This is a genomic window from Rhodococcus sp. IEGM 1306, assembly GCF_036541985.1.
In the GTDB taxonomy this organism is placed as follows: Bacteria; Actinomycetota; Actinomycetes; order Mycobacteriales; family Mycobacteriaceae; genus Rhodococcus_F; species Rhodococcus_F qingshengii.
Genome location: NZ_JAZHFF010000007.1, coordinates 21,148 through 33,958, shown reverse-complemented (window position 1 = coordinate 33,958; position 12,811 = coordinate 21,148). Strand labels below are relative to the sequence as shown.

Here is a 12,811-nt window from a genome sequence, read left to right as displayed (position 1 = left end):
GAATCATGGACCTGAACAAGACGGTTGCGGTCGTCACAGGAGCCAATCGCGGGCTCGGACGCCATCTGGCTGCGGGACTCGTCGAGCGCGGCGCAAAGGTGTACGCGGCTGCGCGCAATCCGGAAACTGTCGATCTACCCGGCGTCATCCCCCTGAGGTTGGACGTGACGGACGCCGAATCGATAACCGCCGCCGCGCAAATCGCATCGGATGTGACCTTGCTGGTCAACAACGCAGGTATCTCTACCTCGGCGCCCTTGATCGGGGGCGACATCGATGACATTCGACGAGAGATGGACGTCAACTTCTACGGCCCGCTCGCCGTGACCCGGGCGTTTGCTCCTGTCATCGAAAACAACGACGGCGGAACAATACTCAATGTTCTGTCGGTGCTGTCCTGGTTCCATCCAGCCGCGCTCGGGTCTTACGCGTCGTCGAAAGCAGCGGCCTGGGCGATGACCGACGCCGTTCGAGAAGAACTTGCGCCGCGCAAAATCTCCGTATCGGCACTGCATGTCGCATACATGGATACCGACATGGCCGCTGGCGTACCCGCCGAACAGAAGATCGATCCTGCCGATGTCGCCGCGCAAGCACTGGACGGTATCGAAAGCGGGCTCGCCGAGATCCTCGCTGACGACACCACCCGGTACGTCAAGGGGAGTCTGTCCTCGTCGAACTCCGAGTAAGCAAGGGACTGCAGACTAGTGACGCTTACCCCACCGTTTTGAGGCTGGCCAATCTGCTCAGGATCGGTGCCCGCCAAGCTGCGAGGTCTTCCGGACCGTTCTCTTCCCACAACTCGTACAACTCCGAAGTGTCGCTGTCGGAAACTGCACGCTCGAGTGCGGCGAGGACCCAACTCTTCTGCTCCGGGCTCAAGGTGCTGACGTACCCGGCGGCGTCAATTCCATCCAGCTGCACAGGCTTCGGCGCAACGCCGTGCGCAACCGCAAGAATCTCGGCGACGGCGATTGCTGTTTGAGCATCATCGGCATCGAGATAACCGCCATCGGGGTGGCTAGCGTAATCGTCGATGTCGTAGTCACCCGCCTGTACTGCGCTGAGCAGGTCGCCCGCTACGTCGTTGTCGAAAGGTCCTGAACCCCAAGTCCCCATGCTGTCTCTCCGATCCGTACCCGGCGCATCTGTCGTAAAGATATTAGTGAATCACAGGCTTCGGCCAGGACCCTCGGGCTGGAAGTACTGCGTTCGCCGGAAATCGACATCAGCGCAACGGCACGCGAAGGATGCGGTCATCACCGGGGTTGGGGTCGCCACGACCGTCGGTGTTGTTCGTCAGTATCCACAGCGACCCGTCCGGTGCGACTACAACGTCACGGAGGCGCCCGTATACGTCGACGAACTGCTCATCGGCGGTCGCGGGGTCAGCCAACGGCACAATGCGGAGTCGCTCACCACGAAGGTTGGCAATGTAGATCGAGCCGTCGTGGATGGCGATTCCGCTGGGGCTGGCATCATCCGGTGACCATTGTTGGAGCGGGTCGATGAATCCGTCTTCACCCGTAATCCCTTCGACCTCGGGCCACCCGTAGTTGCCACCGGCTTCGATCCGGTTGAGTTCGTCCCAGGTGTCCTGCCCGAACTCGCTGGCGTACATCGTGCCGTCCTCGGTCCAGGCAATGCCCTGGGAGTTGCGGTGGCCGTAGCTGTAGACAAACGAGTTCGGAAACGGATTATCTTGCGGCACATCACCATCCGGAGTCATGCGCAGAATTTTCCCGGACATCGAGTCGAGGTCCTGAGCTCTGTCTCGACTACCGGCATCACCGACGGTCACGTACAGCATCCCGTCCGGGCCGAACGCGATGCGACCACCGTTGTGGTAGTTGGCCGAAGCGAGCCCGTCGAGAATCGTCTCGGCCGGCCCGAGCGCGAATTCCCCCGGAGCACCGATGATGTCGAAGCGTTCGATCCGGTTCTCCCCGTTCGCGGTGAAGTACGCGTACAGGCGGTTTTCACGTACTGCGATCCCTAGTAAACCGCCCTCACCTCTTGGGCTGACGCCGTCGACCACTCCCACCTCGCGGCTGTTTCCGCCGGCGTCGAGTTCGAGGATTCGCGCGCTGTCGCGCTCACTGACTAGTGGTGTATCGCCGTGGAATGCGATCGACCAGGGCGCGTCCAAGCCGTCGGCGACGGTCTCGGGTTCACCGAAGGCCGCGGCGGGCGCCGATCGTGTTGTCGTGCTTGCCTGTGGACCGGGCCCCTCAGCGTCCTCGGTACTGCAAGCAGTCATCAAGGCCGAGACAAGCACGGCGGCGCCGAGCCCCCGGATCTGTCGTCGTGTCATGGGCGCGCCTCCCGGGTTCAGGCAGTCTTTGCGCCGACGGTAGCGCGCAATCGGTCACACCGGGAGTCCCTTCGAGTACCCCCAACGACCGGGACTCCCTCGCAGGCGACGGGCGTGATGCCCTGGACGGGTGCGCCACGACATGCGCGTCGTCAACAGAAAGAGAACTGACCACCTCATGATTTCCGCCCCGACCGTCGAAGAAACCGGCCGCCTGCCGCTCGTGATCTACGTGCTGGCCGTCGGAGTTTTCTTGATGGGTACAACCGAATTCGTCGTCGCCGGCATTCTTCCCGAGATCGCGGGTGACCTCGGTACGTCGATCGCGAACGTCGGCCTGATGATCACCGTCTTCGCGATCGGAATGATTGTCGGCACGCCGGCGATGGCGATCTTGACACTCAGGGTTCCTCGACGCGTGACCTTGAGCTCGGCGCTGGTTGTTTTCGCGATCGGACACGTCATCGTTGCGCTCTCGTCCAACTTCGGACTCATTCTCGGCGCCCGCTTCCTCACAGCCGTGGCGACGGGCGCATTCTGGGCAGTCGCTGCAGTGGTCGGAGCAAAAGCGGCCGGCCCGGCGTCTTCCTCGCGCGCGCTCGGCATCGTCTTGGGTGGAGGCATGCTCGCGAACGTCATCGGTGTTCCGCTCGGCGCTCTGGCCGGTCAGAGCATCGGGTGGCGTGGTCCTTTCTGGGCCCTCGCCGCCCTCGCACTCGTTGCCGCGGCCGTCGTCCACCGATTGGTACCCGCCGACACCGACTCCGGTGCGGTGCCGTCCTGGCGAGCGGAGATCGCGAGCCTACGGGACGGACGCATCTGGCTCGTTCTGTCCGGTTGCGCCGTCGTGTGCGGGTCGTCGCTGGCGGCGTACAGCTTCATCTCTCCGCTGTTGACCGAGAACACGGGACTTGCTGCGTCGGCAGTGCCGCTAGTGCTTGTCGGCTACGGACTCGGTGCGTTCGTCGGCTCCAATCTCGGCGGTCGACTCGGTGCGAAGCATCAGTACGGGGTCTTGTTCGTCTCGGCAGCGATGACGTTTCTCGTACTCGGGGCGCTCTGCCTCTTCTCGCACAACGTGATCGTGACGGTGATTCTCGTAGTCATGCTGGGACTGTTCGGCATGTCGACCAATCCCATCCTGATCGGGATGGCTGTGCGTTATGCCGATCAGGCGCCGACGATGGCTTCTGCTCTCAGCACCTCGTCGTTCAATCTGGGCACGGCGGTCGGCTCCTGGATCGCCGGGTTTGCGTTCGCCTCGAGTCTCGGTGCCACTGGGCCGGTGTTGGTAGGCACCGGCGTTGCCGCTCTCTACTTTCTGCCGCTGATGATCCTGTTGCGCAAGGAACGCACGAAGCGCACCACCGTCGAAGTCGTCAACTGAGGACCCGATCAACCGTCGCGCAGTTCGTCAGCCGTCCGTCAGCGACCGCTCCGACACGTGAGGAGCAGAGTCCGCATTCTCACTGGCTGCCAACGAGGCGAGTAGCTGCATCCGTTCCGCGGACGGCGATCCCGGCTCTGCGGTGTAGATCGTGAGCGTCAACCCCGGCTCGGCGGCCATCTCCAAACCTTCGAAGGCAAGCGTCAGCTCCCCCACGGCGGAGTGGTGAAAAGTCTTGAATCCGGTGCCGTGATGGCGGACGTCGTGCGCGCCCCACCGACGCCGGAATTCCTCACTCCGAGTGCTGAGTTCACCGATCAGATCGTGCAATTCCTTGTTGTGAGGATCTCGCCCAGCCTCGGTTCGCAGAATCGAGACGGTCACCTCGGCAAACGCGTTCCAGTCCGGATAAAACTCGAAAGCCCTTTCGTCGAGGAACGTGAAGCGCGCGATGTTCGGGGGCTGCCCCGGCATGTCGTACAGGTCCTTGTAAAACGCACGCGCGAGTGGGTTGACAGCAAGAAGATCCATGCGACCGTTCCGCACGAAAGCGGGTCCCGCGGTGACTGCATCAAGCGCCCACTGCAGGCTCTGATGGGGCTTCCAGCCCTTCGCATTTCGCCGACGCGGGGGCCTGGCTACCGGGCTTGCCGCGTGCGCGAGATCAAAAAGGTGGGCGCGCTCGGCGTCGTCGAGTCGTAAGGCCTTCGCGATACTGTCGAGTACACCCGGCGATGCGCCGCTGATCGCTCCGCGCTCGAGCCTCGTGTAGTACTCGACGCTCACGCCGGCGAGGGTTGCCACTTCACTTCGACGTAGACCGTCCACGCGGCGGTTCGATCCGGCCGGAAGTCCAACTTGTTCGGGCGTGACTCGGGCGCGCCGCGAGGTCAGGAATTCGCGTACTTGCGCTCGATCGTCCATGCCATCGAGCCTAAGTCAGTGACCGGTAGCGAGGGAGTCCCTCGCAGTACCACTATCGCGCGGGACTCCCGCACGCCGCCGAATCGTGATCAGGTTGAAGTGACACGAGAAAACCGATGGTGAGGAGCCACGTCATGCGCGCTGTCGTCATGCATGCCCCCGGCGACGTCCGGGTCGAAGAGATCGAAGCGCCGGTGATCGTCGAACCGACCGACGCGATCATTCGCGTTACAGCCACCTGCGTCTGCGGTTCCGACCTCTGGCCGTACCGCGGCATCGAAGAGCTGAATGGCCCGACGCCGATGGGACACGAATACGTGGGCGTCGTCGAACAGGTCGGCCCCGACGTCAACGACATCGAAGTTGGGGACTTCGTCGTGGGCTCGTTCGTCGCGTCGGACAACACCTGCGAAATCTGCGAGGCCGGCTTTCAGTCTCGCTGTATACACCAGGTCATGATGGGCTCGGTCGGCACCCAATCCGAATACGCTCGCATCCCGCTCGCGGACGGCACCCTCGTCCCTGTCCACGGAGAGCCGACCGAGCGGCAGGCCCGCAGCCTCCTTGCAGCCTCCGACGTACTCGGCACCGGTTGGTTCGCCGCCGTAGCTGCGGAAGCCGGACCTGGCAAAACGGTCGCCGTCGTCGGCGACGGCGCAGTCGGACTTTTGGCGATCCTCGCTGCCAGACAACTCGGCGCCGAGCGGATCATTGCCATGTCACGTCACGCCGACCGGCAGGCACTCGCCACACAATTCGGCGCCACCGACATCGTCGAAGAGCGGGGCGACGCGGGCATCGCGAAGATCAAGGAACTCACCGGCGGCTACGGCGCCCACTCGACCGTCGAAGCCGTAGGTACCCAAGAATCGATGATGCAGGCTATCGGAGCTACCCGCCCCGGCGGACATGTCGGCTACGTCGGGGTATCCCACGGCGTCGAACTCGACGGCATGAACCTGTTCTTCGCGACGGTGAGCCTGCTCGGCGGTCCCGCGCCGGTCAGGCGATTCCTACCCGAACTGATCGAGCTCATCATGACCGACCAGATCGACCCAGGCATCGTCTTCGACCTCACTCTCCCGTTGGAGGACGCCGCCGCAGGCTACCGGGCGATGGACGAGCGGCGCGCCACCAAAGTGCTACTCACCCTCTGACCGATACCAAAGGCTCACGAGACAGAACTGGGCTCTACACGCCGATCGAGAAACGTCTCGGCTACCAACGAGAGGCGCTCTTGGTTTACCGAGCAGCATGTTCACTGATCACAGCGAATGCGTATGACGCCGAAGGTGAGGATGGGTACTTCTATTGGTGCGCAGTCGCTTCGATCCCAGAGGATGCTACGCGACTGATATGCACCCCCACCGGCGGAAACCGATTGTACGAGTGAATGTTTCAATGAGAGCGACTCGGCGCTACTTTGCAGCAACGAAACTCGTCTCTACCTACGGTTGCGTACTGAATTCCTTGTGGGGCAGGCTTTCTTGTGTACTGCTGACGAGCCGTATCTGCTGACGAATCGTATTGCTGACGAACCAAGGTCGGAGAACAATGGGTCACTACAAAAGCAACGTGCGTGATATCGAGTTCAATCTGTTCGAGGTACTCGGGATCGGTGAACTGCTGGATGCCGGCGCTTACGGGGACCTCGACACCGACACTGTGCGCAACATTCTTGCGGAAGTATCGAGGCTGGCAGAAGGCCCGGTCGCCGCGTCCTTCGCCGACGCGGATCGAAACCCTGTCGAATTCGACGCACCCAATCACGCAGTTGTGGTCCCGGAACCTCTGCGCAAGACGGTCGAGGCGGTGAACGAGGCCGGTTGGTCGCGACTCGGCCTACCAGAAGGCATGGGTGGTGTTCCTGCTCCTGCACCGTTGGTCTGGGCGATCGGCGAAATGTTGGTCGCGGCAAACGGATCCGCAAGCTTTTTCAACATGGGTCCACTGATGGCGAGCGTGCTCTACACCATCGGAAACGAACAGCAAAAACACTGGGCCAAAGAAGGATTCGAGCGCGGATGGGCCGGAACGATGGTGCTCACCGAACCAGACGCCGGATCCGATGTAGGCGCAGGCCGAACAAAGGCAATCGCGCAGGACGACGGCACCTGGCACATCGAGGGCGTCAAGCGGTTCATCTCCGGTGGCGACGTCGGAGACACGGCCGAGAACCTCTTCCACTTGGTGCTTGCCCGGCCCGAGGGCGCCGGTCCAGGAACCAAAGGTTTGAGCCTGTTCTACGTTCCGAAGTCCCATTTCAACTCGGACACACTTGAACTGGGAGAGCGCAACGGCGTGTACGTCACCGGCGTCGAGCACAAGATGGGTCTCAAGTCTTCCCCAACTTGTGAGCTCACCTTCGGAGCGACGGATGTTCCTGCCGTCGGCTGGCTCGTGGGTGATGTCCACAACGGTATCGCCCAGATGTTCCAGGTCATCGAGAACGCTCGAATGATGGTGGGCACCAAGGCTACCGGAACACTGTCCACCGGCTATCTCAACGCCCTCGAGTATGCGAAAGAACGAATTCAAGGTGCAGACCTTACCGAGCTGACAAACAAGACCGCACCCCGTGTGGCCATTACGCATCACCCCGACGTCCGACGCAGCCTGGCGATGCAGAAGGCCTACGCCGAAGGCCTCCGAGCGGTCTACCTCTACACCGCTGCACACCAGAATGCTGATGTCGCCGAGTTGGTTTCGGGGGCGGATGCCGAATTGGCGGCGCGGGTCAACGATCTGCTGCTGCCGATCGTCAAGGGCGTCGGTTCCGAAAAGGCCTACGAACTGCTCACCGAGAGCCTGCAGACCCTGGGCGGCTCCGGTTATCTTCAGGACTACCCCATCGAGCAGTACATCCGCGATGCCAAGATCGACACCCTGTACGAGGGCACCACGGCAATCCAGGCGCAGGACTTCTTCTTTCGGAAGATCGCACGCGACCGCGGCGTTGCACTCGCTCACGTAGCCGGTCGCATACGAGAGTTCATCGACAGTGAGGCCGGGAACGGTCGACTCAAGGCCGAGCGAGTCCTACTCGAGACCGCCTTGACCGACGTGCAGGAGATGGCCGGGACGCTCACCGGGTATCTGATGGCTTCCCAGGACCAACCCTCCGAGTTGTACAAGATAGGCCTCGGCTCGGTGCGCTTTCTGTACGCGGTAGGCGACCTGCTCATCGGATGGCGCCTGTTGGTGCAAGCGGAAGTCGCGTTGGCAGCCTTGGACCGTGACGCGTCGGCAAAGGACCGGTCGTTCTATCGGGGCAAGGTGGTCATCGCGTCATACTTCGCCAAGAACATCCTGCCCGTCCTGGCGTCGACCAAAGAAATCCTGGGTTCCCTCGACAACGAGATCATGGAACTCGAGGAAGACGCATTCTGACAACGTGCCACGCGCGGTATGGGTGGTGCGCAACTCGGAATGCTTGCTGCGTGATTCAAACGTGGTCGTGAACCGGCGACGGAATCTTGTTGGAACGGTAAGAGTCTGCGCTCCGGTTCGGCCGCCAGAGACGCCAGTGTTTCGCGGACAACCGGAACGGGAGATGGTCTTGTAGGTGACGAGCACCGGACGACAACCGTTCGTCTGCAGGCAGGTTGAGCCACAGGGACAGTGAGGATGCCGCGTTGCCAAGGGTTGCGCGTATGCCTGAGTCACCCAGAGTCCGGCCGTATCCATCCACGGCAAAACGGCCGAACGCGTCGGGGGTGATGTCGGGGTACGGCGCGCGCGTGTTGGGGTCGATCAGGCGTACGGGCGTGCTGCAGGTCAGTGCCGCCAAAGAACGTCCGTGGGTTGTGACCGCATCGGAACCAACGAGGGCATCGAGCGCTTCGTTGACAGAACCAGGTGGGACGTTCCATTCGGTATGGGTTTGCGCTTTGTAGCGGGGCCCACCGAAGATCCCGGTGGCAAGCTCTGTCAATTGCGCGGTCGGCGCGGGTGGCCCGCCCTGGCGGATCTCTAATGTCCACGACGGCAACGACACTGGTTCGGTGCAGGCTTCCAGAAATGTCTGCAGGCGTTGAAATGCCACGTCGGGGCGCTTGACTCGAAGCGAGTGTGCACCACCGGCGGACCTGGGCAGCCCGTCGTATGTCACTACCTCGGGCAATGTGATGTTCGGTGTCCGCGCCGTCACAGGTTAGCCAATCGCGAAAGCACTACCCCGGCTGGTTCCTCCGTCGCGTGGCGATAGCCAGTACCGGCCCACAGGTGCATTCGCTCGGGATCTGCCTGCGCAACAGCGGCTTTGCGCATCGGGTTGGTCAGGTGATGGATGGCCGGATACCCGATGGGCGCTTGTGCGTCGTAGCGATCGATGAACTCGTTCCGAAGCGCCCGTGCAGGACGTCCCGTGAAAGCTCTTGTGACGACCGTGTTCCCGCGGGACGTGTCGGCCAGAGCTGCCTTGTGCGGAGCCGAGGCACCACTCTCCTCGGTGCGCAGCAGTACGGTACCGACGACTGCCGCGTCCACTCCGGCACGTAAGGCTGCAGCGACGTCGGCGGAGGTCGCCAGTCCACCTGCCGCCAATAGCGGAACAGAGGTGCGATGACGGATCTGTGCGATAAGTTCGGTGATCGGTGTTTCGGCCGGAACCTGCAGGGGAGTGAGCGTTCCGGAGTGGCCGCCGGCAGCCGACGATTGCACCACAAGCAGATCGGCACCGGCGTCGACGGCAAGGAGCGCCTCTGCCTCCGAAGTCACAGTGAGGACGACAAGTGAACCGGCAGCGCGCAGCGCCTTGATGACGCCGGGTGCGGGAAAGCCGAAGGTGAAGCTGACCACCGGAACCGGGCTGGCCAGGAGCAGATCGATCTTGTCCTCGAAGTAGTCGTCGTCTTCGACCGGCTCACCGTCAGCCAGTGTGATGCCGTAGCGATCCGCCTCGACCTGGATCGCCCTGGCATAGGCACGGTAGGCATCGACATCGACAGGCACCGGGTTGGGCGCAAAGACGTTGACACCGAAGGACACTCCCTCGGCGCGCACGGCGTCGATCTGGTCGGACAGAGCCTGAGGCGTCTTGTACCCGGCGGCGAGGAAGCCGAGACCGCCTGCGCGAGAGGCAGCAGCAACAAGTGCCGGTGTGGAAGCGCCGCCGGCCATGGGGGCTGCGATGACAGGGACCTTCAGGTCGAGATCGGTTGTGAGTGCGCTCATTCGAACATCTCCAGTCCTACGTCGGGTAGTGCTCCGGCGGTTTCGTCATCTGACATCAAAAACTACCTCCTCAGTCGAGGTGGCCGTCCGAGGGTCCGCATCGAGATCGGAAGGGAATCGGAACCGCAAAACCGCGGCGGCCACTGCCGCGCCCAGGACGACGGCCGCACCCAACAGCAGAGCGTCGCGATACCCGTCTCGCAGCAACGGAGTGACAACGAGTGGGCCGAGAATCTGACCGACGCTGTATCCAGCGGTCAGGAACGCCACGGCGCGTGGGAACTGCAGGTGCGCGCCGATTGCCAACACAATTGACCCGATACCAAGGAAGGTGACACCGAACAGGAAAGCTGAAATCAGTGCGGGGCCGACGCCTCCGATCACAGCAGGAAGCGCTATGCCCACTGCCTGAATCAACAGGGCAACGAGAAGCAGAGTCGGCTTCGACCAACGCAGGCTGAGCCAAGCCCACAGGGCGCATGACGGAAATGCGGCCAACCCGACCACTATCCAGGCACCGCTGCCCACCCATTGCGGAGCGGCCAGATCTATTGCGGCAACTAGGAACGTGCCCGCGATGATGTAGCCGATGCCTTCCAGGAAGTAACTGATGAACAAGGCAGTGAACCCGCGTTGGGAACTGGGAGTTCCCGGCGCGTCCGGTGTGATGATCGGACGCGGTTCCGGCGTCAATCCCCAGGCGGCGACCGCACACACCACTGCAAGGGCCGCAGATGCCAGCCAGGCTGTACTCCAGGTACCGATGAAGCGGACGACGAACACGAGGACCCCGGACAGGGCGATACCCAACCCAACTCCGCCGAATCCCCATCCGGCCAGGAATTGGGACTGCCCCCGAAGGTGCGCGTGCAAAGCGCTGACGGCGATCATGAATACGAGGGCACTGGCAATGCCTGCGACGAGCCGCAGGGCGAACCAGATGGATCCGTCGTGGGTAGTGGGCATGAGCGCCAAAGTCGCGATGAGGACCACCAACGACGTACGCATCACCGCTGCCGAGCGCACCGCGCCGGGAATGAGGATTCCCGCGAGCGCGCCGATGAGGTACCCGACGTAGTTCGCCGTCGCCAGGGTTGCGCCGAGCGAGGCGGACAGACCGGCCTGCGTGTGCATCAACGGCAGAATCGGTGTGTAGACGAATCGACCGATTCCCATGCTCGCCGCCAGCGCAGCGGCAGCTTGGACAGCGTGTGCTCGCGGGGGGACGCCGTTGTGGATTGTGGTCATGGTCTTATCGTGTGCCCCGGCCGCGCCGAACCGCCACGACCGCTTTGCTCCTGACTGATAGGCACAACCTCCCACCGCACGTAGCATGAAGGATCGTGGAGCTGCGTCAGCTGAGATATTTCGAGGTCGTCGCCGAGGAATTGCACTTCGGCCGAGCCGCGGCGCGGCTACTGATAGCCGGGCCGTCATTGTCGCAGCAGATCATGGCACTCGAGCGCGACCTCGGCGTCAAGCTGTTCGTCCGCGACCGCCGTTCCGTCGCTCTGACGCCAGCCGGCGCGGCCCTGCTCCCTGATGTCCGTGCGCTACTCGAGAGTGCCGAGAATCTGCGACGCCGCGCGGAGCGTCTGTCCGGAGCGGAGCCCGTCCGGATCGGCTACGTCAATTGGCTCCCCACGGATCTGATCGCGCGCACTTCAGGGGTCGCGCAACTGCACGTCGACGCCTGGGTGGTGCCTTCGCACGCGCAGGCCGCGCGGGTAGCGGACGGCAGCCTCGACCTGGCGATCGCCTGGGTGCGGAAAACCGATGTCGCCCAACATGCTCTGAGCGCAAGACTGCTCGGTGCGGATCGGCTGTACGCGGTCTCCACCGGAGAGGACACCACACCGGTGCGAGCCCGCGACGTCGTCGTACTCGTCGACGACGACACCACCTCCTGGTATTCGTGGAACGTCTACGCCGAAGAATTCGCTCGCGATACCGGCGCACAGATCCTGCGCATCAACGACGGTGGTATCACCGGTCCGGCATTCTTCGATCACGTCCGTGCCGTCGGCCGTCCGGTCGTCAACTCGCCCAAAGGGCAGACCATCACGCTGCCAAGCGATCTCACTGCACGTCCGGTGATCGACCCCGCGGCAATCTGGACGTGGTCTCTCCTGTGCCGCGAGAACGAAACGCGCCCTGCAGTTCTCGCGGCCGTCGACGCTCTCACCCGCGGCGTCACTGATCTCGAAATCCACGAAGACGGGATATGGCTACCCATGGACGATCCTTACCGGAGGACTCGATGACACCGCGCGCTATTCGAGTTTTCTGGGGACGACGGCCGGAATCGGTGCAGGCCGTGGCCTCCCGGTGGCGTCGGACGTTGGAGCAAGTCGAATTCCTGTTGCCCGAGGTGGTCGGCGGGTCGTGGCAACAGATCCATTCCGCTGGACCTGCTACTGCCGTGACCGTCGACCAGTTGGCGCAGGTCCTCGAGAAAGCGCAGGCCGCCGAAGACTGGTCGGATCGTCTGGGAATCGGATTGAGGCTCGTAGCCAGTGGAGGGCCCGAATGGGGGCTCGAACTCTCCGGCTTGGCGGGCGGCGAACCGGAAATCGTCCTACAGTCGATGATTCTCGCTGTCAGCGCGCCGGACGCCGCCGAAGTTCCTGAGACAGAACTACTTCGGATGCTCGCCGCGGTGTGGGAACCGGACTTCGGAGATGTCACCGACGACGACATCCTCGACGCTCTCGAAGACGAGTCCGACTATCGCGTCGGAGATCCCGTGATCGGCCGCTTCGGCTACCTCTCGGCCGCTCGCGCTGACGCGATCCCGGATGACCTGGCCGTAGACGTTACCGCGTTACCCGGCGGCGTGTTGCTACAGATCGGGGCCGTCGATGGGGTCGTTCGGGCGTACGAGCGCCTGCGCGAGACCGGCGCACTCGATCCGCTTCCGCGTCCACTGGACCGCGCAGTCCTCTGAAGACGGTTACCGTTTGTCGAGTTTGGGTAGCCCGGGCGTCGGAACGAACTCTCACCGCGGCACT

The 12,811-nt window shown here is 63.0% G+C and carries 12 protein-coding genes; 6 read left to right on the top strand and 6 right to left on the bottom strand.

What is annotated here, in order from left to right; genetic code table 11:
- The first annotated feature begins 5 nt into the window (after positions 1–5).
- A complete protein-coding gene (locus V3587_RS20265) occupies positions 6–689 on the top strand; it encodes an SDR family oxidoreductase (RefSeq protein ID WP_007735616.1) in 684 nt (227 codons plus the stop codon).
- Between the two features lie 25 nt (positions 690–714).
- On the opposite strand, the gene V3587_RS20260 is transcribed toward V3587_RS20265, so the two are convergent.
- Together V3587_RS20260 and V3587_RS20255 are read right to left on the bottom strand one after the other, a co-directional pair.
- Complete coding sequence (locus tag V3587_RS20260; RefSeq protein ID WP_042448139.1) at positions 715–1,119, bottom strand: DUF4259 domain-containing protein; 405 nt, start codon at positions 1,117–1,119, stop codon at positions 715–717.
- A 109-nt stretch (positions 1,120–1,228) separates the two neighbouring features.
- On the bottom strand, positions 1,229–2,314 hold the full coding sequence (locus V3587_RS20255) for a PQQ-dependent sugar dehydrogenase (RefSeq protein ID WP_136471045.1): 1,086 nt from the start codon (positions 2,312–2,314) through the stop codon (positions 1,229–1,231).
- 178 nt (positions 2,315–2,492) lie between these two features.
- On the opposite strand from V3587_RS20255, the gene V3587_RS20250 reads away from it, so the two are divergent.
- Positions 2,493–3,701 (top strand): MFS transporter, encoded by a 1,209-nt coding sequence (locus tag V3587_RS20250; RefSeq protein WP_064443531.1) that lies wholly within the window; start codon positions 2,493–2,495, stop codon positions 3,699–3,701.
- Between the two features lie 27 nt (positions 3,702–3,728).
- Here V3587_RS20250 and V3587_RS20245 read toward each other — a convergent pair whose 3' ends face one another.
- Positions 3,729–4,625 carry a helix-turn-helix transcriptional regulator gene (locus V3587_RS20245; protein WP_029256657.1) on the bottom strand — a complete coding sequence of 299 codons (897 nt, stop codon included), beginning with the start codon at positions 4,623–4,625 and terminating at the stop codon, positions 3,729–3,731.
- 134 nt (positions 4,626–4,759) lie between these two features.
- Here V3587_RS20245 and V3587_RS20240 point away from each other — a divergent pair, with 134 nt between their 5' ends.
- Together V3587_RS20240 and V3587_RS20235 are read left to right on the top strand one after the other, a co-directional pair.
- A complete protein-coding gene (locus V3587_RS20240) occupies positions 4,760–5,782 on the top strand; it encodes a zinc-dependent alcohol dehydrogenase family protein (protein WP_030537173.1) in 1,023 nt (340 codons plus the stop codon).
- Between the two features lie 397 nt (positions 5,783–6,179).
- A complete protein-coding gene (locus V3587_RS20235) occupies positions 6,180–8,015 on the top strand; it encodes an acyl-CoA dehydrogenase (RefSeq protein WP_193594772.1) in 1,836 nt (611 codons plus the stop codon).
- Positions 8,016–8,070: 55 nt separating this feature from the next.
- On the opposite strand, the gene V3587_RS20230 is transcribed toward V3587_RS20235, so the two are convergent.
- The 3 genes from V3587_RS20230 to V3587_RS20220 are packed head-to-tail and all read right to left on the bottom strand — an operon-like array spanning position 8,071 to position 11,048.
- On the bottom strand, positions 8,071–8,775 hold the full coding sequence (locus V3587_RS20230; RefSeq protein WP_283377107.1) for a hypothetical protein: 705 nt from the start codon (positions 8,773–8,775) through the stop codon (positions 8,071–8,073).
- Positions 8,772–9,800, bottom strand: a complete 1,029-nt coding sequence (locus V3587_RS20225) for an NAD(P)H-dependent flavin oxidoreductase (protein ID WP_125052388.1) — start codon at positions 9,798–9,800, stop codon at positions 8,772–8,774. Before V3587_RS20225 ends, V3587_RS20230 begins: the two co-directional genes overlap by 4 nt.
- Positions 9,801–9,845: 45 nt before the next feature.
- Positions 9,846–11,048 (bottom strand): YbfB/YjiJ family MFS transporter, encoded by a 1,203-nt coding sequence (locus V3587_RS20220; protein ID WP_283377106.1) that lies wholly within the window; start codon positions 11,046–11,048, stop codon positions 9,846–9,848.
- Between the two features lie 95 nt (positions 11,049–11,143).
- On the opposite strand from V3587_RS20220, the gene V3587_RS20215 reads away from it, so the two are divergent.
- Together V3587_RS20215 and V3587_RS20210 are read left to right on the top strand one after the other, a co-directional pair.
- Complete coding sequence (locus V3587_RS20215) at positions 11,144–12,064, top strand: LysR family transcriptional regulator (protein WP_080910246.1); 921 nt, start codon at positions 11,144–11,146, stop codon at positions 12,062–12,064.
- Positions 12,061–12,747: a hypothetical protein gene (locus tag V3587_RS20210; protein ID WP_283377105.1), complete on the top strand. Its 687-nt coding sequence runs from the start codon at positions 12,061–12,063 to the stop codon at positions 12,745–12,747. Before V3587_RS20215 ends, V3587_RS20210 begins: the two co-directional genes overlap by 4 nt.
- Positions 12,748–12,811: the final 64 nt, after the last annotated feature.

Excerpts from the sequence above, each read along its gene's own strand:
- V3587_RS20265 (WP_007735616.1), top strand. The coding sequence starts at position 6 with ATGGACCTGAACAAGACGGTTGCGGTCGTCACAGGAGCCAATCGCGGG.
- V3587_RS20260 (WP_042448139.1), bottom strand. The coding sequence starts at position 1,119 with ATGGGGACTTGGGGTTCAGGACCTTTCGACAACGACGTAGCGGGCGAC.
- V3587_RS20255 (WP_136471045.1), bottom strand. The coding sequence starts at position 2,314 with ATGACACGACGACAGATCCGGGGGCTCGGCGCCGCCGTGCTTGTCTCG.
- V3587_RS20250 (WP_064443531.1), top strand. The coding sequence starts at position 2,493 with ATGATTTCCGCCCCGACCGTCGAAGAAACCGGCCGCCTGCCGCTCGTG.
- V3587_RS20245 (WP_029256657.1), bottom strand. The coding sequence starts at position 4,625 with ATGGACGATCGAGCGCAAGTACGCGAATTCCTGACCTCGCGGCGCGCC.
- V3587_RS20240 (WP_030537173.1), top strand. The coding sequence starts at position 4,760 with ATGCGCGCTGTCGTCATGCATGCCCCCGGCGACGTCCGGGTCGAAGAG.
- V3587_RS20235 (WP_193594772.1), top strand. The coding sequence starts at position 6,180 with ATGGGTCACTACAAAAGCAACGTGCGTGATATCGAGTTCAATCTGTTC.
- V3587_RS20225 (WP_125052388.1), bottom strand. The coding sequence starts at position 9,800 with ATGAGCGCACTCACAACCGATCTCGACCTGAAGGTCCCTGTCATCGCA.
- V3587_RS20220 (WP_283377106.1), bottom strand. The coding sequence starts at position 11,048 with ATGACCACAATCCACAACGGCGTCCCCCCGCGAGCACACGCTGTCCAA.
- V3587_RS20210 (WP_283377105.1), top strand. The coding sequence starts at position 12,061 with ATGACACCGCGCGCTATTCGAGTTTTCTGGGGACGACGGCCGGAATCG.